This window comes from Salinispora pacifica CNR114, from assembly GCF_000514775.1.
Classification (GTDB): domain Bacteria; phylum Actinomycetota; class Actinomycetes; order Mycobacteriales; family Micromonosporaceae; genus Micromonospora; species Micromonospora pacifica.
Map to the genome: position 1 here is coordinate 17042 of NZ_AZWO01000007.1, position 21403 is coordinate 38444.

At 67.7% G+C, this 21403-nt stretch carries 18 protein-coding genes and 1 pseudogene; 12 read left to right on the forward strand and 7 right to left on the reverse strand.

The genetic code is table 11. The features are described from left to right. Window positions 1-124 precede the first annotated feature (124 nt). The 4 genes from B118_RS0105670 to B118_RS0105685 all read left to right on the forward strand — a co-directional run bounded on the left by B118_RS0105670 (window position 125) and on the right by B118_RS0105685 (window position 4456). A complete protein-coding gene (locus B118_RS0105670; RefSeq protein ID WP_018811476.1) occupies window positions 125-604 on the forward strand; it encodes a hypothetical protein in 480 nt (159 codons plus the stop codon). Window positions 605-673: 69 nt separating this feature from the next. Further along, window positions 674-2158 (forward strand): serine/threonine-protein kinase, encoded by a 1485-nt coding sequence (locus B118_RS0105675; RefSeq protein WP_018811477.1) that lies wholly within the window; start codon window positions 674-676, stop codon window positions 2156-2158. Between the two features lie 52 nt (window positions 2159-2210). Beyond that, window positions 2211-2849, forward strand: a complete 639-nt coding sequence (locus tag B118_RS0105680; protein ID WP_033660415.1) for an HAD-IA family hydrolase — start codon at window positions 2211-2213, stop codon at window positions 2847-2849. Window positions 2850-3043: 194 nt separating this feature from the next. Then, complete coding sequence (locus B118_RS0105685; protein WP_028192485.1) at window positions 3044-4456, forward strand: hypothetical protein; 1413 nt, start codon at window positions 3044-3046, stop codon at window positions 4454-4456. A 137-nt stretch (window positions 4457-4593) separates the two neighbouring features. Here B118_RS0105685 and B118_RS0105690 read toward each other — a convergent pair whose 3' ends face one another. The 5 genes from B118_RS0105690 to B118_RS0105710 form a co-directional block, all read right to left on the reverse strand. Beyond that, on the reverse strand, window positions 4594-5301 hold the full coding sequence (locus B118_RS0105690; RefSeq protein WP_027647642.1) for a copper homeostasis protein CutC: 708 nt from the start codon (window positions 5299-5301) through the stop codon (window positions 4594-4596). Further along, window positions 5298-7478, reverse strand: a complete 2181-nt coding sequence (locus B118_RS0105695; protein ID WP_028192486.1) for an ABC transporter ATP-binding protein — start codon at window positions 7476-7478, stop codon at window positions 5298-5300. Before B118_RS0105695 ends, B118_RS0105690 begins: the two co-directional genes overlap by 4 nt. Before the next feature lie 12 nt (window positions 7479-7490). Next, window positions 7491-8393 carry an ABC transporter permease gene (locus B118_RS0105700; RefSeq protein ID WP_028192487.1) on the reverse strand — a complete coding sequence of 301 codons (903 nt, stop codon included), beginning with the start codon at window positions 8391-8393 and terminating at the stop codon, window positions 7491-7493. Then, window positions 8390-9349 carry an ABC transporter permease gene (locus B118_RS0105705; protein WP_018222182.1) on the reverse strand — a complete coding sequence of 320 codons (960 nt, stop codon included), beginning with the start codon at window positions 9347-9349 and terminating at the stop codon, window positions 8390-8392. The genes B118_RS0105700 and B118_RS0105705 overlap by 4 nt, the downstream gene beginning before the upstream one ends. Window positions 9350-9422: 73 nt before the next feature. Continuing rightward, a complete protein-coding gene (locus B118_RS0105710; RefSeq protein ID WP_018222183.1) occupies window positions 9423-11225 on the reverse strand; it encodes a peptide ABC transporter substrate-binding protein in 1803 nt (600 codons plus the stop codon). 293 nt (window positions 11226-11518) lie between these two features. Here B118_RS0105710 and B118_RS0105715 point away from each other — a divergent pair, with 293 nt between their 5' ends. The 4 genes from B118_RS0105715 to B118_RS0105730 all read left to right on the forward strand — a co-directional run bounded on the left by B118_RS0105715 (window position 11519) and on the right by B118_RS0105730 (window position 16784). Further along, window positions 11519-12664, forward strand: coding sequence for an ROK family protein (locus B118_RS0105715; RefSeq protein WP_018222184.1), 1146 nt, complete (start codon window positions 11519-11521; stop codon window positions 12662-12664). A 13-nt stretch (window positions 12665-12677) separates the two neighbouring features. Next, complete coding sequence (locus tag B118_RS0105720; protein ID WP_018811484.1) at window positions 12678-14147, forward strand: M81 family metallopeptidase; 1470 nt, start codon at window positions 12678-12680, stop codon at window positions 14145-14147. After that, window positions 14144-15133, forward strand: a complete 990-nt coding sequence (locus B118_RS0105725) for an ROK family protein (protein WP_027647645.1) — start codon at window positions 14144-14146, stop codon at window positions 15131-15133. Before B118_RS0105720 ends, B118_RS0105725 begins: the two co-directional genes overlap by 4 nt. A 241-nt stretch (window positions 15134-15374) precedes the next feature. Then, on the forward strand, window positions 15375-16784 hold the full coding sequence (locus B118_RS0105730; protein WP_028192488.1) for a hypothetical protein: 1410 nt from the start codon (window positions 15375-15377) through the stop codon (window positions 16782-16784). Window positions 16785-17008: 224 nt separating this feature from the next. On the opposite strand, the gene B118_RS0105735 is transcribed toward B118_RS0105730, so the two are convergent. Beyond that, the gene (locus tag B118_RS0105735) at window positions 17009-17239 is read right to left on the reverse strand and encodes a GntR family transcriptional regulator (RefSeq protein ID WP_028192489.1); all 231 of its coding nucleotides are present in this window, start codon (window positions 17237-17239) and stop codon (window positions 17009-17011) included. Between the two features lie 55 nt (window positions 17240-17294). On the opposite strand from B118_RS0105735, the gene B118_RS27940 reads away from it, so the two are divergent. Then, window positions 17295-17444 carry a hypothetical protein gene (locus B118_RS27940; protein WP_238323870.1) on the forward strand — a complete coding sequence of 50 codons (150 nt, stop codon included), beginning with the start codon at window positions 17295-17297 and terminating at the stop codon, window positions 17442-17444. 2 nt (window positions 17445-17446) lie between these two features. Further along, a complete protein-coding gene (locus B118_RS0105745; RefSeq protein WP_238323864.1) occupies window positions 17447-17992 on the forward strand; it encodes a hypothetical protein in 546 nt (181 codons plus the stop codon). Between the two features lie 200 nt (window positions 17993-18192). Here the strand turns inward: B118_RS0105745 and B118_RS27945 are convergent. Continuing rightward, window positions 18193-18452: pseudogene (locus B118_RS27945) on the reverse strand (sigma factor); the annotation flags it as partial. 360 nt (window positions 18453-18812) lie between these two features. On the opposite strand from B118_RS27945, the gene B118_RS0105755 reads away from it, so the two are divergent. After that, complete coding sequence (locus tag B118_RS0105755) at window positions 18813-19298, forward strand: helix-turn-helix domain-containing protein (RefSeq protein WP_018222191.1); 486 nt, start codon at window positions 18813-18815, stop codon at window positions 19296-19298. A gap of 1228 nt (window positions 19299-20526) precedes the next feature. Beyond that, window positions 20527-21357, forward strand: a complete 831-nt coding sequence (locus B118_RS29915) for an epsilon-toxin family protein (protein WP_027657613.1) — start codon at window positions 20527-20529, stop codon at window positions 21355-21357. Window positions 21358-21403 lie beyond the last annotated feature (46 nt).

The window sequence follows — 21403 nt, forward strand, 5'->3', positions numbered from 1 at the left end:
GCCGTCGGCGGCAGCACCGGTGGCAGATTTTGGCAGTTCCGGTGATGCGGTACAGGGTGGATGGTCGATAGCGTGGGGGCCGCGCACGATCCGGGAGGTGGGCGTGCCGGACGGAAGGGGTCTGATGAAGCTGCCGCGTTCCGCTGCCGGCTGGACAGTTGCGATCTTTGGCTTGCTCGCGTTGCTTGTGGGCGCGGTTGGGCTGATCTGGCCGGAGGCGCTGCTGCGGCTGCTCGGCTTCGAGGTGCTGGAGTCCCGGGCATCGGGTGACTACACCGCTACCTTCCTGACGGCCTCCTCGATGGCGTCGTTCAACATGGGGGTCTACTACCTGCTCGCCGCGGCGACTGAGTGGCGGGCCTTCTACCGGTTCACGGTCGGGTTCCGACTCCTCACGTTCACCGTTTTCAGCGTCCTGGTGCTGGCGGATGCCGCTCCGGGCCGGTTCTTCGGGGTGGCCGCCTGGGAGGCGTTGGGCGCGTTGGCGACCGCTGCGGGCCTGTGGTGGGATCGCCGTGGCCCGGGCGCTGCGGCACCGGGCGGCGCCGTCTCGCCCTCGGCCGACCCGGCTGGTCCGGCGTCCACCGCTGACGCGGTTCGCTGAGCAGCCCACCTGATTCGGTATTTTCAAGTCGTGACCGAGACCTCGCCTGGCGCGCTACCAACGCCCCTTGTGCCCGGGCTGACCGATCTGCGGGTTTTTGCCCGGGGCGGTTACGCGACGATCTACAAAGCCACCCAGATCTCGGTGGCCCGTGAGGTGGCGGTCAAGGTAGAAAACCGCACCCTGGACAGTGAGCGGGATCAGGCCCGGTTCCTCCGGGAGGCACGGGCGGCCGGTCGGATGTCGTCACACCCGCACGTGGTGGACCTCTTCGACGTCGGCGTCACCGTGGACCAGCACCCATACCTGATCATGGAGCTCTGCGACGGGTCGTTCGCCGAACGGATGCGTACCTCGCCGCTCGGCCCGCTGGAGGCCCAGGACCTCGGAGTCAAGATCGCCGACGCGATCGCCCACTCCCACGCGGCCGGGGTGCTGCACCGGGACATCAAGCCGGCCAACATTCTCCACTCCCACTTCAACCCGGCGGTGCTGGCCGACTTCGGGCTGGCCGTCGTCGCCGAGCTGCGGGACGCGACAGTCGCCCTGGAGGTGCTCACCCCGGCGTACGCGCCACCGGAGATGTTCAACCACAGCCCACCGTCGCCGGCAGTGGATGTCTACGCCCTCTGCGCCACCCTCTACGCGGTGATGCACGGTCGGCCGCCGCGTTGGCGGTCCGAGCGTAACCCCAGCCTGGTGACGGTGCTGGAGATGTTCCAGCAGCCGGTACCCGGCCTGCCCGGGGTGCCGGAGGAGCTGGTCGACATCCTTCGGGCTGGCATGTCGAACGACCCGGCGGCGCGACCGTCCGCCGCCGAGCTGCGGGACCTGCTGGCCGCGCTGCCGGTTGGCGGGACCGCCGCCAGCACCCCTGCCGAGCCGGGCGCCGGCGGGCACCCCGGGACGGCCCCGAGCGGGCATTCCGGAGTGGCCGCGGACGGCCGGCCGACCTACCCGGCGCCCCGCGCGCCGGTCGAGGACGTACACCCGACCCTTCCCTCCTCCACCGCCCGGCGTCGGCGGCCCTGGTTCCTCGGCGGCGCGGGAGTGGCCGCCCTCTTCGCGGCCGGCGTCGGGCTGGTCGGTGTTGGGCCGGATCGGATTGGGCTGGATGGCGGCCTGGACGCGTCGCGACCGACCTCGAGCGTGGGCCGGACCCCCGATCCCGCCCTCCGGCCCGCCTGCGCCCGGGCCGCGGAGCTACCCTCCGGCGCCCGGTGCGGAGACGAGCTGGAGTGTTTCGGTCCGATCTGGGGCCGCGGGTCAGGGACCCCCGCGGAGCAGGTGCCCTGCTCGGGTGAGCACACCTGGGAGAGCTACGCCGAGGGCGAGCTGTCCGAGGCGGCACCCGGGGTCCGCTACCCCGACATCAGCGTCGACCCGACGGTTCGTCGAGTGTGCAACGAGACCACCTTCAAGCTCGCCGCCGGCCTCACCCACACCGAGGGGTGGAAACTGGAGGTGCTGCCCCCCGGGGAGGCGGAGCGGACGTACCGCTGTGTGGCCGGGCGCGGGCTGGACGCGCTCGCCGCCCCGACCCTCGTGCGCTGAGTGCCGCGTTGCGACCCTGGCCGCTGGGTCGCCGACGACGAATGAAGGCCAGGTGAACATGGATCGGTCGGTTCTCTTCGACATCGACGGCACCCTCGTGGACTCGACCGAGGCGGTCACCACCAGTTGGCGTACGGTTGCCGCCCGTTACGGCGTCGAGGCGGACGCCATCCTGCGGGTCTGCCACGGCCGGCGCGACGAGGATGTGGTGCCGGAGTTCTTTCCGCCCGAGGCGGTCGCGTCGGTCCTGCGGGAGCTGGCCGACCTTGAGCTCTCGTACGCCCACCTGGTGCGCCCGATCCCCGGCGCCACCACCGCGCTGACCATGATTACCGATGGCAGGTGGGCCGTCGTCACGTCCGGGTCCCGCCGCCTCATGACCGCCCGGATGCGGGGCGCCGGTCTGCGAACGCCATCGATCTTCGTGGCGGCGGAGGATGTCCGCCACGGCAAGCCCGATCCCGAGGGGTATCTGCTGGCCGCCCGGCAACTCGATGTTGCCGCCGCATCCTGCGTTGTCGTGGAGGATTCCCCCGCCGGAGTCGCCGCCGGCAAAGCGGCCGGGGCCGTGGTCGTGGCGCTCGCCACCACCCACGCCCCAGCGGAGCTGGCCCTCGCCGACGCCGTCATCGACGACCTGCATGAGCTGGACCGGGCGATCAGCGCATCCGTTCACCGCGCGCGACGGTGACGAGGCGGCGGGCTGCCTGGACGGGTGTTTCATCCCTTTAGTGGGCATTACTCGCATTATGTACTGTTTGGGGCTTAAGTCCGTTTTGCTCGTGGTGGTTGCTACCGCCTTCTGGTAGCCGAGGAGCGCCAGCCCGGTCTGCCCCGGGCGGCGAAGCTTCTCGCCGTTCACGGGGGAAGGACACCAGGATTGCGATGAACCATCAGGACCACACACCCGGACCCAAACCGGTGCGCCCCGACCAGGGGCGTGCGGGGGTGCGGTGGCGATGGACTGTGGGGCTGGCCGGGGTGACCGGACTGGCTCTCACCACGGTCGGTCTCGCCGCCCCGGCCGCTGACGCGGTCGGACGTCCCCTCGCCTCCGTCAACGAGCAACCCTCCGTCGACGACCGTCACAGCGGGGACGAGCCCGACAAGGGCAAGTCCGGCAAGGGGCGGAAGGGGAAGAAGCCCGAGGGGATCCCGGTGCCCTGTGATGCGGACAAGCTGATCGCCGCGATCACCCTCGCCAACGCTCGCGGCGGAGCCGTGCTCGACCTCGCCGAGAAGTGCACCTACACCCTCACCGCCAACATCGACGGTGCCGGCCTGCCCGCGATTACCACCCCCATCACCCTGAACGGCGGCAAACACACCGTCATCACGCGTGCCGCCGCCGTTGACGACTTTCGGATCATCGCCGTCGATGTCGGCGGTGACCTCACCCTCAATCACCTGAAGATCACCGGTGGGCAGGCGGACGGCGACGGTGGGGGAGTGCTCGTCAACGCCGGTGGAGCGTTGACCGTCAAGGACAGCGCCGTCACCCGCAATATCGCCAGCAGCAGGGGCGGTGGTATCGCCAACGACGGCATCACCACCACCAAGCACTCCACGATCAGTCGTAACATCGCGGAAAGCACGGGTGGCGGAGTCGACAATGACGGTCTGCTCACCGTCGAAAAGTCTTCCGTCACCGCGAACACGGTCAACAACGCTCTCAGCTTCGGCGGAGGTATCGGCGGTTCACCTGGTAGCACGACCCTCGTAACCGGCAGCACCATCAGCGGTAACCGCACCGGTGACGCCGGCGGAGGAGTCGGTAGCTTCAACGCGACGGTCACCCTCACCGACTCCACCATCACCAACAACACCGGCAGCAACGGCGGTGGGGTCTTCGCCGAAGGGGGAATGCTGACCGTGCGGCGGGTCACCGCCACCGACAACACCGCCGCCCTTCAGGGTGGCGGCCTCAGTATCCAGGCCCTCACCGAGGCAGCTGTGGTCACCGTCGAAGACAGCAAGATCGCGGGTAATGTCGCGCCGGGCGCGAACGGTGGCGGGATCGTCAACTCGGCCCTGTCCTTCGACTCCACGGTAGTTGTCCGAGACACCTTCATCACGACCAACCAGAGCGTATCGGGGGGTGGGATATTCAACATCGGAGTAGGCGGGGTGGCCACCGTCACGTTGTTCAACACGAAGATTGTCAAGAATATCGCCACCGGTAACGGCGGGGGCATCCTCAACGCGTTCGGTACGGTGAACCTGAACCCGGCCACCGGTACGGTCGTCGTCAAGAATCGGCCGAACAACTGCGTCAACGTGCCCGGCTGCGCCGGATAGCGGCCTGCTCACGTTGGGCTCGGAGGGGGCCCGTTCCTGCCGTAACCCGGTGGGAGCGGGCCCCTCGTGTGTCCGTAACGTCGGAGGGCACCCGAGCTGCGCCCCAGTCAGCGACAGCTATGAGCTGGAGCAGGCCATCAGCGCATCCGTTCCCCGCGCGCGGCGGTGACGAGGCGGCTCACCTCATCGCCGTCGGTCGCCTCGCGTCCGTCGCGCCGGACGGGCGCGCGTAGGTGCACCTCCCGTACCCCGGTTTCGGCCAGTACCTGCCGGACGTTGTGCGAGCGGATACCGCCGGCGGCGATCACCCGAAGCCGATCGCCGGCCCGCTGCCGCAGTACGGCGATCCGGGCGGCGCCGGTCAGCGCGGTGGTCGCCGCGCCCGAGGTGAGCACGGCGTCCGCCCCGAGGTCGATGACCTCGTCGATCGCCGCGAGCTGGTCGTCGACCTCGTCGAAGGCCTTGTGTACGGTCACCGGCAACGGCCCCGCCGCCTCGATCAGACGACGCAGCACGGCCAGGTCGAGGTTGTTGTCGGGGGTGAGCGCGCCGACCACCACCCCGACCGTGATCCCGTGTGGGTTGGGCAGGGCGCGGAGGGCCGCGATGTCGGCGAGCATCACCTGCTGCTCGATCTCGCCGACCCGGAAGTCGCCACCCCGGGGCCTGATCATGACGCGTAAATCGGCCGTACGCAGCGTACGCAGGGCGACGTCAACCGTCCCCAGGCTGGGCGTGGTGCCGCCCTGGCCGAGGTCGGCGCAGAGCTCCAGCCGGTCGGCCCCGGCAGCCTCGGCCACCAGTGCGGTCGGCACATCACTGACGCAGATCTCCACCGTGGTCATCCGACGGCCTGGACCTGGGTGGGCGTGCCGGTCGGCTCCGGGCGTAGCGGCAGGTGGCAGGCCACTTGGTGCAGGCCGCCAGCCAGCGGGGGCTCCGTCGTGCAGATGTCCGCAGCGCGGGGGCAGCGCGTACGGAACCGGCACCCGGTGGGTGGGTCGAGGGCGCTGGGAAGCTCGCCCCGGATGGTCGTGCCGTCGCGAGTGGCTGCCCGATCCGGCGTGATGGACGGGACCGCGTCGACGAGTGCCTGCGTGTACGGGTGCCGGGCAGCCCGCACCACTTCCCGGGCGGGCCCGATCTCGACGAGCTTGCCGAGGTACATCACCCCGATCCGGTCCGCCATGTAGTCGACCACGGACAGATCATGGCTGATGAAGATGTACGCCAGACCGAGTTCGCGCTGCAGGTCCCGCATCAGGTTGAGCACCTGCGCCTGGATCGACACGTCCAGCGCGCTCACCGGCTCATCGCCGACGATCAGCCGGGGGTGCAACGCCAGCGACCGGGCCAGTCCGATCCGCTGCAGCTGACCGCCGGAGAACTCGTGGGGGTAGCGTTCCAGCGCGCGCCGGGACAACCCCACCTGGTCGAGGAGGGTGGCGATCCGTGCCTGCCGGGCCGAACTGTCACCCACCTTCTGGATCTCGAGTGGTTCGGCGAGGATGGCGTCAACCCGCATCCGGGGGTTCATTGCGGCGTAGCTGTCCTGGAACATGAGTTGGACCTGTCGGTGCATCCGGCGTCGTTCCCGGCCGGTGAGGTCGGTGAGATCCGTACCATCCAACACGATCTGCCCGGCGGAGGGTCGTTCCAGGCCGACGGAGAGTCGTCCCACAGTGGACTTGCCGCAGCCGGATTCACCGACGAGCCCGAAGGTCTCCCCGGGCCTGACCGCGAAGGAGACGTCGGCCACCGCGCTTACCTGCCCGGCTGTCCGGCGCAGCAGCCCACGGCCGTGCACCGGGTAGTTCTTGACCAGGTTCTGCACCGACAGGACAGGCAGTTCCGTGACTTCGGCCGGCGCGGCCGTGACCGGCGCCGCCGCGGGTTCGACCCGTGCCGGCGCCGCCGCGGGTTCGACCCGTGCCGGCTCCGCCGCCGGTTCGACCCGTGCCGGGACCGGCCCGGTGACCGCCCCGGCGGGCGTGGGTACCGGGTGCAGACACGCGTGCTGGTGCGCACCCGGGGTCAGGGACGGGTCAGTGGTCCGACAATCGTCGCTGACATACGAACACCGCGCCGCGAACCGGCATCCGGTCAGGGGGCCGGACAGGTCCGGTGGCAGTCCCGGGATGCTGATCAGCCGGTCGTGTCCGCCGCTGTCCCGGATGGCCGATTCGGGTAGCGCCCGCATCAGGGCCTCGGTGTAGCGGTGTCGGGGCGCGTGAAACAACTGCTCGGTAGCCGCGGTCTCCACGACCCGTCCGGCGTACATGACGGCTACCCGGTCCGCCCGACCGGCGATCACCCCGAGATCGTGGGTGACCAGGATGACGGCCATCCCGAACTCTTCCCGGAGGTCGTCGATGAGTTCGAGGATCTGCCGCTGGGTGGTGACGTCGAGTGCAGTGGTCGGTTCGTCAGCGATCAGCAGGCTTGGTGAGCAGACCAGGGCCATGGCGATGGCGACCCGTTGCCGCATACCGCCGGACAACTCGTGCGGATAGTTGTCGACGATCCGTTCCGGCCGCGGCATCCCGACCCGGCGCAGGATCTCGATGGCCCGGTCCCTGGCCTCCGCCCGGCCGACCCGCTTGTGTACGCGCAGCGGTTCGGCGACCTGGGCACCGATGCGGATGGTGGGGTTGAGCGAGGTGAGCGGGTCCTGGAAGACCATGCCCATCCGGACACCTCGGATCCGGCGTACCTCATCGGTTGGCAACGATCGCAGATCCCGTCCCTCGAACAGAATCTGCCCACCGGTGACGCGACCGCCGGGCGGAAGTAGGCCCATGATCGACAGTGCGGTCATCGTCTTGCCGCTGCCGGACTCGCCCACGACGCCGAGGGTCTGCCCGGGCGCGACGTCGAGACTGATGCCGTCGAGGGCGTGTACCGTGCCACGGCGCAGCGCGATGTCGGTGTCGAGGTCCCGTAGCTCCAGCAGGGGCCGGCCGGCTGCCGCGTGCCCGGCCGGCGCGGAGTGCCGGGCGGTTAGACCGATCGATTCGCTCATTCTCTGCTCCTGCTAGCGTCGCCGGAGGCGAACCTCGAAGGCGTCCCGGAGTCCGTCACCGATGAAGTTGAAGGCGAGGACGATGAGGATGATGGCGATCCCGGGCGGGTACAAGAGCCACCAGTGGCCGCTGTAGGTGTCCGCGAGACCGTCGGAGAGCATGCCACCCCAGTTCGCCGCCGGTGGGGGGATGCCGAGGCCGAGGAAGGACAGGTAGGCGACGTAGAGGATGGCGTCGGCGACCTGGAAGGTGGCGTTGACGATAACCGTGCCGATGGCGTTGGGGATGATGTGTCGGCGGACCGCACGGCCGCCCGTGCCGCCCATCCCGCGCATCGCCTGGACGTACTCACGGGAGCGCAGCGTCAGTGCCTCACCCCGCACGAGCCGGGCCGGGCCCAGCCAGGCGAAGGCGCCGATGATGAGGATGAGCATCGGTGCGCTCGGCGTGACGATGGCGGCGAGCAGCATGAACAGGAACAACGAGGGGATCGACATCATCGCGTCGACAACGCGCATCACCGCGGCGTCCACCCAACCGCCGAAGAAGCCGGCGATGGCACCGAGGAGCGTGCCGACGATGGTGGCGAGGACCCCGGCGGCCAGTCCGACGATGATGGAGGTCTGGCCGCCGAGCATCAGCCGCCCCAACTGGTCGTAGCCGACCCCGTCGGTGCCGAGCAGATGTCCCTGCTCTCCCGGGGCCAGGTGAACGGAGGCGAGGTCCGTGTGCACCTGGTCGGTCTGGTAGACCAGCGGTCCGAGGAAGCTAACCCCGGCCAGCAGGACGAACAGGCCCAGTCCCACCAGGGCAAGTCGGTTCTCGCAGAAGACGGTCAGCCCCTGCCGCCAGAGGCCACGCGGTGGCGTGTCGGTTGGCTCGGCCGGGCCGACCGCTTCGGACAGCGTGCTCATGTGGCGCTCCCACGGAGTCGGACTCGGGGGTCAACGGCGGCGTAGAGCAGGTCGGCGACGAGCGCGCCGACGACGGTGGCGATCGAGATGATGACGGTGACCCCGAGCAGGATCGGGAAGTCACGCTTCAGCGCCGCCTGCCAGAACAACTGGCCCATGCCGGGGAAGTTGAACAGCGACTCGACGACCAGCGCTCCGCTGAACAGCGCGGGCAGGTACATCCCGAGCAGCGTGATGACCGGGAACAGCCCGTTGCGCAGGGTGTGCCGCAGCACGACCCGTCGTTCGGAGAGCCCCTTGCTGCGGGCGGTGCGCACGTAGTTCTCGTTCAGGTTGTCGATCATCGATGACCGGACGTACCGCGCGTAGACCGCGATGGTGACGATGGCGAGGGTGGCCGTGGGCAGGACCAGCCCGGCTGGATCGGCGAGCAACTCGGCCACCGTGAACCCCTGCGGCGCCTCCGGAGGCAGGATCGGCCAGACCTGCGAGAAGACGATGATCATCATGAGGCCGAGAAAGAAGATGGGTGTGGCGTACGCCAGCAGCGACAGCGCGGTGATGGCGTAGTCGGGCCAGCGGTTGCGGCGGATCGCCTGGAGCACGCCGAGTGGGATCGCCAACACGACGGCGAGCAGGGTCGACAGCAGCGACAGCACCATCGTTTTGGGTAGCCGCTGTTCGATTGCCTCGAGGACAGACTGGTTGAGCTGGTAGGAGTAGCCGAGATCGCCCTGCAACAGGCGTTGCACGTACATGCCGTACTGCTGGATCAACGGCCGGTCGTAGCCCATCTCGTGGTTGAACGCCGCCAGCTGCTCCAGCGTCGCCTCCTTGCCGAGGGTGGCTCGTGCGGCGCCCCCGGGCAGCAGGTGCAAGATGAGGAACGCGATCACCGTGACGAGCACGATGACGATGAGAGCCTGTCCCAGCCGTGCGATGAGGTACCGGGCCACTGTGCGGCTTCCTCTCCCTGGTCGGGGCCCCGACGACGCACGGCGCGTCGCCGGAGCCGGGACGATCAGCGGGCTACTTCCAGGACCAGTCCTGGAAGTACATGAGGTTCATCGGGTCCTGCGGTTCGACGCCCTGCAGGCCGGAGCGGTACGCCGAGACCTGGTACACCGGGTTCGGCATCCACAGCACGGGCAGGTCCTTGGCCAGGAAGTCGTTGTACGCCGTGAGTGCGCTCTCGTCGCCGGCGAACTGGGTGGCCTCGATGAGCTTGTCCGCCTCCGGGTTGCTGTAGCTGCCCAGGTTCACCGGGGCGTCGGTGGCGAAGAGCCGCTCGCCGCTGGCGAAGGCCGGGTAGTACCAGCTGCCCTGCGAGCCGAAGAAGGACATGTCCCAGGAGCAGCTCGCCTCGGTCGGCTCACAGGTTGGCGTTACCGCGACCGAGTCGGGCACCTCTTTGATCGTCAGCTGGATACCGAGCTTGGCCATCTGTGACTTGATCTCGGCGAACATCTTGGTCGTGGCGGCGAACCCGGTCTGGCTGGTCACCGTGAACTCGAGCGGGGTGCCGGCGGCGATCCCCTCGCCGCACTGGTTCGGGCCGGTGCCCGGCGACTGGCAGGTGGTCTGCCCGTCCGGGGTTACCTTCCAGCCGTGGCTCTCCAGCAGTTCCTTGGCCTTGGCCGGATCGAAGGAGTACACGCACCCGGCGGTGTCGGTGTTGGTGCCGGGTTTGGCCGGTACCGGGCCGCAGGTCGGCGCGGCCGTGTCCGACCAGATCACCTTGCTGATTGTCGGCTGGTCGATGAGCATCTGCAGCGACTGCCGAAGGTAGGGCTGCTCGAACAGCACGCCGGATTTCGGGTTGTTGTAGTTGAGCTGGAGGTAGGTGATCGACCAGCCGTACCACGGTGAGACCGTGTATCCCTTGGACTCGAGGTAGCTCGTCTGGGACATGTTGGCCGCTGGCACGTACCCGTAGTCGATGTCGCCGGCGCGGAGCACGTTGAATTCGGCGTCATCGCTGGTGAACGGCCGCAACACGACCTTGGACAGCTTCGGCTTGTCCGTGCCGGAGTAGTTCGGCTCGGCGGCGAGGGTGACCTCACCGTTGGGCACGTACTTCTCCAGCTTCCACGCGCCGCTGGTGACCTGCCACAACTCGTTGGAGTCGTACGTCTTCGGGTCCTTCGAGGCGGCGATGAGGAAGTCGAAGACCTTCTTGGCGCCCTCCGGGCTGCTGGCGAGGTCGCTCACGTCGGCGGTCGCGGAGTCCTTGTCCCAGGCGTGCTGGGGCAGGGGCGTGATGCGGTTGAGCTGGTTGTCGACGAACCACGCGGTGTTGTAGACCTCCGTGGTGGTGATCGAGAAGGTCTTCTCATCCTTGATCGACCACTCGTCGACATTGTCGGGGAAGCCGCCGGCCCGGTAGGACGCCCACTTGTCCTTGTTCGCCGTGACCAGGTCGTACCAGAACTGGATGTCCCTGGTGGTGATGGGCGTGCCATCGGACCAGGAGTTGTCCTTCAACGTGATCGTCAGCGTTCGGCCGTCGTCGCTCACCTGCGGTGGCTCGGCCATCGAGCGTTCCGGGTCGATGTTGTACTGCGCCGTGCCGTCCAGCCGGTACTGGTAGAGGGAGCGGTAGAGCGCCTGGCCGAAGATGGCGTTCTCCCCCTGGGTGAAGCCGGGCGCTGAGATCGGCAGGATCCAGTTGGGGGTCCGGAAGGCGACTGTCACGGTGTCCTTGCCCTGACTACCGCCGTCCTTGGACGATCCGCTGTTGTCACCGCAGCCGACCAGACCTGCCCCGAGGGCGATCGTGGCGGCTGCCGCCACCGCGCCACGCAGGGCGCGGCCCGGAAATCTGCTCGTCATGAGTCTCCTCGTGTGATGTGCACGTGCCCCTACGTCACCGGGTGTCGGCGCCTTGGCCGGGTACCCCGCCAGGCGCTGCCTCGGCGATCAACGCGAAGAATGTATCCAGGTGGAAGTGGTACGTCAACGAAAATTACCCACTTCATTCACTAAGTTTTGCCGGTGTACGATCGAAGTCGCCCGAAGCATTGACCGTTTTCCTCGCCTGGGCGGCCGGAGTCCACCCCCGACTTCGAGCTGCGACACGACCGGGGCGGGCGCTTGAGAACCATCCGACCAAGGGAGAGGCAACTTTGGAGCCACCGATCTCCGCCACGCTGCGCGATCAGACCCTCGACCTGCTCTCCAGAGGTGCGGCCACGTCCCGCGCCGACCTCGTCGAGGCCTTGCAGGTCGCTCCGTCAACCGTTACCGCCGTGGTGCGCCGGCTGTTGGAGGAGGGTGTTCTCGCCGAGGAGGGCATGGGCCGCTCCACCGGTGGTCGACCCCCCCGGATCCTGCGCCTGCGAGAGACCAAGGGAGTTCTGGGTGTCGCGGAACTCGGCGGCAGGCATGCCAGGGTGGGCTTGTGTACGCCCGGCGGCGAACTGCGCACCACCGAGGAGGTGGAGATTGACATCGCCGTCGGGCCCGAGGAGGTCTTCGCCGTCGTGGGAGCCACCTTCACCCGCCTCCTGGCGTCGACCACCCCTGGTCAGGCGCTGCTCGGGGTCGGCGTCGCCCTCCCGGGCCCGGTGGGGTTCCCGAAAGGGCGGTTGGTAGGCCCGGCCCGGATGCCCGGCTGGAGCGGCGTCGACGCCGGCGCCCACCTCACCGACCACTTGCAGGTACCGGTGATCGTCGAGAACGACGCCAAGGCGGCGGCGATGGGTGAGTACGTCACCCGGCGTCAGGAAGTCGGCGACATGATCTACGTCAAGGCCGGCACCGGCATCGGTGCCTGCCTGGTCAGCGGCGGACAGATCCACCGTGGCGGGCGCGGACTCAGCGGCGACGTCACCCACGTACGGGTAGCCGACAGCGGCGAGCGGCACTGCTCCTGCGGCAGCCAGGGCTGCCTGGAGACCGTCGCCAGCGGTGCCGCCCTGGCCCGCCAGCTGGCGGAGCAAGGTTCCTCGGCGGCCACCATCCGGGAGATCATCACGGCGGCCGGCGACGCCGACCCGACCGTGGTTACCATGGTGCGCCACGCCGGTGGACTGTTGGGCGTGGCGCTCTCCGGTCTGGTCAACTTCCTCAACCCCGACGCCGTCGTCATCGGCGGTGCGCTGTCCAGCCTCGACGTCTACGTGGCGGCGACCCGCAGCATGCTCTACGAACGCTGCCTACCGTCCATGACCCAGTCCCTGACTATCGAAGCCAGCGACGCGGGCTCAGACGCGGCCCTCATCGGCCTCGGGCACCTGCTGCGCAAGACAGTCGACGTACGACCCACCTGAGGAGCCAACACCTGTGCCTCGTCCCCTCCGTGTCGCCATCGGCGGCATCCACATCGAATCCAGTACATTCTCCCCGCACCTGAGCACCGCCGACGACTTCGAGGTGACCCGGGAGGCGGCGCTGCTGTCGCGGTACGGCTGGCTCTCGCCGCCGCAGCCGTGGGCCGCCGACGTCGAGTGGATCCCACTCGTGCACGCCCGGGCCCTGCCCGGCGGCGTGGTGGACGCCGCAGCGTACGAGGAATGGGCAGCGGAGATCGTGGAGAAGCTCGCCGCGGCCGGGCCCGTGGACGGCATGCTGCTGGACATCCACGGTGCCATGAGCGTGGTTGGCCGTACCGACGCGGAGGGCGACCTGGTCACCGCCATCCGGTCGGTGATCGGGCCCGAGCCGTACCTGTCGGCGGCGATGGATCTGCACGGCAACGTCTCATCGGTGCTCTTCGCCGCCTGTGACCTGCTCACCTGCTACCGCACCGCCCCGCACGTCGACGTGTGGGAGACCCGGGAGCGGGCCGCGCGCAACCTCGTCGCGGCGCTGCGCCGCCAGCAGCGTCCGCACAAGGCGCTGGTCCACGTGCCGATCCTGCTGCCCGGTGAGATGACCAGCACCCGGGAGGACCCGGCCCGGGGGCTGTACGCGCGGATCCCCGAGATCGAGGCCCGGGACGGCGTGATCGACGCGGCGATCTGGGTCGGGTTCGCCTGGGCCGACCAGGCACGCTGTCAGGGCGCGGTCGTCGTCACCGGCACCGACGCCACCGGCACCGCCGAGGCAGCCCGCGAGCTCGGCGAACACTTCTGGGCGGCCCGGGACGAGTTCACCTTCGTCGCTCCCACCGGCTCGTTGGACGAGTGTCTCGACACCGCCCTGGCCGCCGTCGCCGATCCGGCGAAGCGGCCGTTTCTCATCAGCGACTCCGGGGACAACCCGGGTGCCGGCGGCGCCGACGATGTCACCTTCGCTCTCGACCGGATGCTGGCCCGCCCCGAGATCCGGGACGGCTCGTGTCGTGCCGTCTTCGCCTCGCTGGTCGATCCGCAGGCGGTGGCGCTGGTCGCCGACGAACCGGTCGGCTCACCGGTCCGGGTGGTGGTCGGCGGGCGGATCGACTCCCGGCCGCCGGGCCCGCTGGAACTCGACGGGATCCTGGAGGCGGTCGCTGACGACCCCGACGGTGGGCGCTGCGTCAGCGTACGGGTCGGCGGGCTCAGCGTCTTCGTCACGTCCCGCCGGATGCAGTACCGGCTGTTGGCGTCGTACGCCCGGCTGGGGGTCCGCGTCGACGAGGTGGACGTGGTCGTGGTGAAGATCGGCTATCTGGAGCCGGAACTCTTCTCCGCCGCCGGTGACTGGCTGCTCGCCCTGACCCCGGGCGGCGTCGATCAGGACCTCGCGCGACTGCCGTACCAGAACGTGGAGCGGCCCATGTTTCCCCTGGACCGTGACTTCGACACGGACCTCGCCGTGGTGCTCGGGTGAGCGGCGTGACCCAGCCCGAGGGCCACTGTGTCCTCGCCGTCGATGTCGGCGGGACGACCATCAAGGCGGCCGTGGTCGGCGAGGACGGCCGCTTCCTGAGCTCACTGACCGCGCCGTCGCAGGCGGACGACGACCCCGTCCTGGCGATCCGATCCCTGTGCCGCCACCTGCGCGAGCACGCGCTCTCCCTCGGCAGTGAACCCGCCGCGATCGGCGTGGTGACGCCCGGCCTCGTGGACGAGCGGGACGGAGTGGTGCGGTACGCGGCCAACCTCCGCCTCCGTGATGTGCCACTGCGCGACCTCATCAGCGGCGACCTCGGACTGCCCGTGGCGATCGGGCACGACGCCCGGGCAGCCGGCGTCGCGGAGGCCACGGCGGGTGTGGCCGTCGGGTTGGACAACTTCCTGCTGCTGCCCCTGGGTACCGGCATCGCCGCGGCGGTGGTGGTCGACGGCGTCCCGCTGGCCGGCGCGACCCGCGCGTCCGGTGAAGTCGGCCATATGCCGGTCTACCCGGGCGGGGAGCCGTGCAGTTGCGGGCAGCGGGGATGCCTGGAGGTGTACGCCTCGGCCGGCGGGATGGCCCGCCGCTATGCCCGGCGTGTCGGTGGGTCGGGGTGGGACAGCCAAGCCATTGCCGACGCGGTGGGTACCGATCCGGACGCCCGCGTCGTCTGGGACGACGCGACCCGGGCGTTGGGGATCGCCCTGGCCACCCTCACCCTGGCTCTCGACCCGGCCCGGGTCGTGTTGGGAGGTGGGCTGGCCGAGGCGGGCGCGTCCTTCCTCGACCCGGTGCGCGAGGCGATGCGTGACGCCCTCGCCTGGCGGACCCCGCCCCCGGTGCTGCGCTCCGCCTTCGGTGCCCAGGCGGCACAGGTCGGCGCCGCCGTCCTGGCGCGGCGGAAGGCCGGGCTGTCCGTCCCCGACGGCTGGGGCGCACCCGATCTCGTACCGCCTGCCGTGAGAGAACTGCCTCACTAGCCGCGAGGCACGCTGTCCCGGACACCCACGAGCTCCGGCAGGTCGGATAGCCAGGTATGTAAATTGAGGGGTTATGTCACGTTTTGGAGGGGATAAGTCATGTTAGCGCCTTTGTGAGGCTAACTTTGGGTTTAGCTCGGGATGGTTGCTACCGCCTTCCGGTAGCCGAGGAACACCACCCGGTCTGCCCTCGGGGCGGCGAAGTTCCTCGCCGTTCACGGGGAAGGACACCGAGATCGCGATGAACCATCAGGACCGTACCCGGGGGTACGAACCGGCCTGCCCCGACGAGGGCTGGCCGGGGTCACGGTGGCGGTGGTGGGCTGCGGGGCTGGCCGCGGTGACCGGCCTGGCTCTCACCACCATGGGTGTCGCCGTCCCGGCCGCGGACGCGGTCGGACGCCCGCTCACCTCCGCCGACGAACGCCGTCGCGGGGGAGAGTCCGGCAAGGGTGAGCCCGGCACGGGCAGGGGGAAGAAGGAGTCGAAGCCGAAGGGCATTCCGATCCCCTGTGACGCGGACAAACTCATCGCCGCGATCACCCTGGCCAACGCCCGCGGCGGCGCCGTGCTCGAACTCGCCAAGAAGTGCACCTATCTCCTCGCCGCCAACATCGACGATGGTGCCGGCCTACCCGCCATCACCGCCCCCATCACCTTCAACGGCGGTAGACACACCACCATTGAGCGCGCCGCCGACGTCGAGCAGTTCCGCATCATCACCGTCGACACCGGCGGCCACCTCACCCTCAACCACCTGAAAATCACCGGTGGACAGACCGACGGCGACGGCGGAGGAATCCTGGTCAACACCGGAGGGGCGTTGACCACCAACCACAGCACCGTCACCCGCAACATCGCTGGCAGCGACGGCAGCGGAAGTAGCGGCGGTATCGCCAACAACGGCACCACCACCGTCAAACACTCCACCGTCAGCCGTAACACTGCGGCAACCGCCGCCGGAGGCATCGGAAACACCGGTCAACTCGCCATCAAGAATTCCTCTGTCACCACAAACATGGCCAACGCCCTCGTGGGCGGGCTCGGTGGTGGTGTCGGTAGTTTCCCCGGCGGCACCACGGTCGTGACGGGCAGCACTATCAGCGGTAACCGAGCCGGCGAGGCTGGTGGAGGTGCCGGCGGCTTCAACGCGAACGTCACCATCACCAACACCGCCATCACCGGTAACAGAGCCAGCAACGGCGGCGCGGTCTTCGCGGAGGGGGGCATGCTGGCCCTACGCCACGTCACGGCCATCAACAACACCGGCACCTTTCAGGGGGGCGGCCTCACCCTCCGAGGCTTCAACGCTGCGACCGTGGCCACCGTCGAGGACAGCACAATCGCGCACAACGTCGGTACTCTGAACGGTGGAGGAATCGTCAATTCCGCGAGCGTATTCGCCTCCACACTCAACGTGCGGAACACCCACATCACGGCTAATCAGGCACCACTTGGTGGCGGAATCTTCAACGTCGGCGTCGACGCCACGGTCACGCTCACCAACACGAAGGTCATCAAGAACATCGCCACCAGCAACGGCGGAGGCATCGTCAACTCGGGAACGGTTAACCTGAACACGGCCACGGGTACCGTCGTAGTCAAGAATCAGCCAAACAACTGCATCAACGTGCCCGGTTGCGTCGGATAGCGGCTTGATTGCGTTGGGCTTGGAGGGCCCGTTTCTGCCGGCATGTGGTGGGAACGGGCCCGCCGGCATCGCGTGCTGCGAGCCACGTGCGGATCATCATGGGAGATCGTGCGACGTCTGTTGGACGCCGCCGGCGGTGAGGCTGGCCGTGGTGCTGTCGGCTTCGCGGTTATTGTCATGATCGGCATCCAGAGCAGATGCAGTCGGCTGGATCGGCGTGTGGACTACTGGGGAAGTGGGTTCGCCACGTGTGCGCCCTTGCTCTGCCGGCCGTCGATCAACCCTTCTGTCTTGAGGAGGAGCACGGTGGCGCGGATGACGGTGTTGCCGACCTCGTAGTGCTCGCAGAGGGCGGCGAAGAAGGGTAGTTTGTCGCCCGGCTGCAACTGGCCGAAACAGATCTGTTCCCGGAAACGCTGGCGACCTTCAGGCTTCAGCGTGGGCGCGGATGACATCAAACTGAACACACACTACATGGACGGATACAACGAATCGCAGAAGCATGCGGTCATGACCCACGAGTTCGGGCACTCCCTGAAGCTCGGCCACGGGCCGGAGATTGCGGTGATGGACTCATGCCCGGCGTGCTACAACCCGAACATGAGCAACAACCTGCAGTCGTGGGACATCAACTCGTATCACAGCGTATGGGGGTCCTGAGCATGAACCACCGCCTTGTTCGACCGCTGGTCGCAGGTGCCGCCGCCGTTGCGGTGGCCTCCGGCGGGTGGTTGGCCTACGACTCGCTGCGCGCCGGTGAGACACATTCGGTGCACTCGTCCTACGCGTTTGACGTGAAGGATGAGACGAAGGTAGCGGGTTTCGCCGACTACGTCGTCGTCGCGACAGTGGACCGTATCGCCGAGGTGCAGGAACGCGACGGCACGCCCTACACCGTCTACGACGTCACCGTGGACCAGACCCTCAAGGGCGAGCCAGTCAAGACGCTGCGGGTGGTCCAGCTGGGTGGAACCCTCGGCAAGGACACCTGGCGGGTCGACGGCGAGCCCCTGCTGCGGCCCGGCACGACCTACGTGCTGGCCGCGAAGACGGAGCAGGGGCGCGGAACGCATCAGCTGGTGGGCGGGGCGGACGTCCCGATCGTCGACCGGGCCGCGGCCCGTGCTGGGGGGTCGGGCCCGGTGGCCGAGTGGGAGACCAACGTCGACCGCCAGCGGTGGCCCGAGGAACTCCCCAAGAGTTCCTGACCGCCGCCCTTCGACCGGACACCTTGTGGCCTGTCGCCCTGGCCTGGGGCGACAGGCCACAAGCCGTCCTGGCGAGGGCCTCGAACCCGGCCTCCTCGAAGGGCTGCCGATGGGGCGGTTGGTGACTTCCCTCGGGTCAGGGGCGCGGCTCCTGCTGACTCTTGACCGCTCCAACCGAGCAGCCGAGTGCCTCTGCTGCCCGGCACCTCCGCAACGCGTCGGCGGACCCAGGTGACCGCCATCGGCTGATGACCCGGTTGGCGATCGCGCGGCGTACGTAGCGCTCGGGATCGCCGTCGCGCAACCGGTTCCACCGCGGATAGGTCTGCTCCAGGACTGTCTGTAGGACAGCTTCGGCGTGCGATGGGTCGCCACACATCAAGATGGCGAACCGGAGGAGGCGCCGGCCACTGCCGCGTACGAAGTCCTCGAAGTCCGGAAAGCTCGACGGCCGCTCCATGTCCTGATAACGCCGCAGCTATACCAAAGGTTGAGTCGCGCCTCGGTACTGGTAGCACAGAATGCCCGCCCTGATCCCGAAAAGGCGCATCCCGCCGGGCTCAACCCGGACTGGAATCACCGGACTGCCGCATGACGGGGGTGTCGACGAGGGAGGGCTCCCCCCGGCCCTGCGTCCCTCGTCGACATCCCCGCGCCCCCCGTTGCGACTCATTTGAGTCAGCCGCCCTACGATCGGGCTGTCACGCCAGTTGAAGGGCGGCTGTCCCCCACCCTAGACTGTCACCAGCACCGCTTGTCAACCACTGTGAGAGCTTCTTTCTCGAAACTCTCACGACAGTCATAATTCCTGGGGGTTCTGATGACCGCGAACGAGCCGCCTCAGGGGCAGGACGACACCGGACTGGCTACCGACGCGGAGTGGAACCTGGCCTCCAAGATCAATAGGCTGTTCGACGTTGTCAGGCGTCCCGATGGCAAGCCCTACACCAACGACGAGGTCGCTGCGGAGATCTGCCGCAGGGGCGGCGAGGGTCTGAAAATTTCCGGCTCCTACCTGTGGTACCTGCGCAACAACGAGCGTGACAACCCCACGAAGAAGCATCTTGAGGCGCTCGCCAGCTTCTTCGACGTCCCGCCGGCCTACTTCTTTGACGACGAGAAATCTCGGGCCATCGCCAGCGAGTTGGAGCTACTGCTCAAGATCAAGAACAGTGGTCTCGAACGCATCGCCACCCGGCTCAGCGGACTGTCCCCCCGTGGCGTCGAAGCCATCACCCAGGTCATTGAGTCGGTCCGGATGGCAGAGGGATTAGAGCCGAACCCGCCCCAGAGCCGCGACGTCTAGCTAGGACCACTACCGCCACAGTAGGGTTCGTGACCGTGCTCGACCCATGACTGTTGTCCAGCCACCCCGCGCCGACCAGGACGCGGCCCACAGCGACAAAGATCTTGTGGATACGCGAAGGCCTGGACGTTAGTTCAGGGCCTTAGGGCCGGCTGTAGGGCATGCAAGAAGCTGGATTCCACGTGTAGGAATCGGTGAGACACGCTCTGCTGTTGCGGGTCGGTCATGAAGCCACGTCCTCGTCTGAATCCGTGGCGTACGGGACCATCGGTGGCAGTCGCCAGATTCCCGGGGTGGGGAGGGGTTGGCTGGGTCCGTAGGGCCCCGCCTCCATGGCCGTCGCGGCCTGCCGTGTCAGCTGAGACGCCGGCGCCTCGAAGGATGGCCTTCTACTCCGCCCAGTCCACCCGTGGCGGACTCGTCGACTGTGCCGATCGCGGGGTGGAGGTGGCCGTGGCCGCCACCAGGCGTTGGTGTGGGGGTGGGCGGAGGTGCGGTGGTTGTGGCTGGGTGTGCTGTTGGGCAAGCCGGCCGTGCTCAGGCATGAGGTGGGTCGCCGGTCATCCCAAGCTTAAGTTTTGCTCAAGAAATCCCTCCCGAGTGTCGGCCGTAGAGTGTCGCCGGCATTCACTCTGACCTGTAGTTACAAGCGTGAATGTCACGAGATAGTTTTCTTTACCAAATAAATCCGAAGCTGCGAGCGGAGGTCATCTCGCGTATGGTCACCTGCATGCAAGAGGTGCCCAATGGTCGAGCGAACCTCAACCTCCTGTGACGCCATGTCACCCTCGCCGAATAGCTCCCAGTGTCCGGTTGCCGACCGCACGCTAGAGCCCGTATTCGCTAGCCGCAGACTGTGCTACAGATACTTGACGCTTCTTGGCAATCCGTTCAATTTGCAGGCGAACCGTAACCACGTCAACTGGTGGTCATGTTGGCGTTTCGCAGGCCAGTCTGCACCAACAAGCGCGCCACCAGCACATGCGACGCAGATCCGGCTGCGGCTCGAGTGCTAGTTCCAAGAAACCGGATGCGGATGTATCACGGCCACCGCCACCTACTTTACTCGCGTCGACCCCGCACGATAACAACCCTTGACCCGACAGGGGTTGTTGCATATTGATCCCGAAGGAGGGCCAACGGGTCAGCAAGGTTGCACCCCACCCTGATGCCCAGCGTCTATCCCTCAATCGAGGGGTAAGGGCCCATACCGAAGAAGGTGTGTGACATGAGACTGAAGAGAATGCTCATCACGGTGTCGGTCGGCACCGCCGCCGCGGTGCTGATGGCGGCCTCTCCCGCACAGGCGGCAACGGTCACCGATCTCAACTCACTAATCGAAAGTCACTCGAGCACCTACGTGCCGCTCGGCTTCCTTCCCGTCCACACCTTGAGCATCCGTGCGCAAGAAAGCGCGGCAGTTCCTGTGGGAACACCTAAGGTGGTCACGGGCACGCCGTACTACCTGGGATGCGCAACGCTAGCCAACCACACCTCAATAACCCAGACTATGAAGAGTAACTCGTTCAGAAGAGACTACACAAACACCGTGTCGACCACCGTCACCACTGGCGTATCGACGACGAACAAGGTGTCGGGCAGCTTTAAACTATCTGAGGTGGCAAACATCGGTATTGAGCAATCAGTAACAATTTCCTACCAAAACGCGAATACGCAAACCAGCGCGGTACGGGAAACCCATACGGCGCCGTCACAGGCTGTCACCGTGCCCGCCGGACAAACTCGCTACGTCGTTGCATCGCTAACGCCCACCACCTACTCCGGCACCCTGGCACTCAACACCAGCCTTAGTGGGCCGTTCGTGGGTGAGCCCCGGATCAGCCGGGACCAGGTACAGTTCTTGGATCTCTACAACTACTTTGTCACGACCACAGGAAAGGGAGCGACCCTCCCCTCCGGGTTTTCGCTGAACTCCTCGACCAGGACCCTGGACTTCAAGGGAACCGGGACCTACACCATGGTGGCCGGGGTGAACTTCACTGCGCGGGTGATGGAGAAGCTGCCAAGTGGGATGTCACCAGGGGCGTGCGTCGCATGACCCTGTGCTTACCCAATCGCACCACGTGACGGGTAAGAAGTTGGAG

Excerpts from the sequence above, each read along its gene's own strand:
- B118_RS29915 (WP_027657613.1), top strand. The coding sequence starts at position 20,527 with ATGAGACTGAAGAGAATGCTCATCACGGTGTCGGTCGGCACCGCCGCC.
- B118_RS0105755 (WP_018222191.1), top strand. The coding sequence starts at position 18,813 with ATGACCGCGAACGAGCCGCCTCAGGGGCAGGACGACACCGGACTGGCT.
- B118_RS0105710 (WP_018222183.1), bottom strand. The coding sequence starts at position 11,225 with ATGACGAGCAGATTTCCGGGCCGCGCCCTGCGTGGCGCGGTGGCGGCA.
- B118_RS0105735 (WP_028192489.1), bottom strand. The coding sequence starts at position 17,239 with ATGTCATCCGCGCCCACGCTGAAGCCTGAAGGTCGCCAGCGTTTCCGG.
- B118_RS0105670 (WP_018811476.1), top strand. The coding sequence starts at position 125 with ATGAAGCTGCCGCGTTCCGCTGCCGGCTGGACAGTTGCGATCTTTGGC.
- B118_RS0105730 (WP_028192488.1), top strand. The coding sequence starts at position 15,375 with ATGAACCATCAGGACCGTACCCGGGGGTACGAACCGGCCTGCCCCGAC.
- B118_RS0105685 (WP_028192485.1), top strand. The coding sequence starts at position 3,044 with ATGAACCATCAGGACCACACACCCGGACCCAAACCGGTGCGCCCCGAC.
- B118_RS0105695 (WP_028192486.1), bottom strand. The coding sequence starts at position 7,478 with ATGAGCGAATCGATCGGTCTAACCGCCCGGCACTCCGCGCCGGCCGGG.
- B118_RS27940 (WP_238323870.1), top strand. The coding sequence starts at position 17,295 with ATGACCCACGAGTTCGGGCACTCCCTGAAGCTCGGCCACGGGCCGGAG.
- B118_RS0105700 (WP_028192487.1), bottom strand. The coding sequence starts at position 8,393 with ATGAGCACGCTGTCCGAAGCGGTCGGCCCGGCCGAGCCAACCGACACG.
- B118_RS0105690 (WP_027647642.1), bottom strand. The coding sequence starts at position 5,301 with ATGACCACGGTGGAGATCTGCGTCAGTGATGTGCCGACCGCACTGGTG.
- B118_RS0105745 (WP_238323864.1), top strand. The coding sequence starts at position 17,447 with ATGAACCACCGCCTTGTTCGACCGCTGGTCGCAGGTGCCGCCGCCGTT.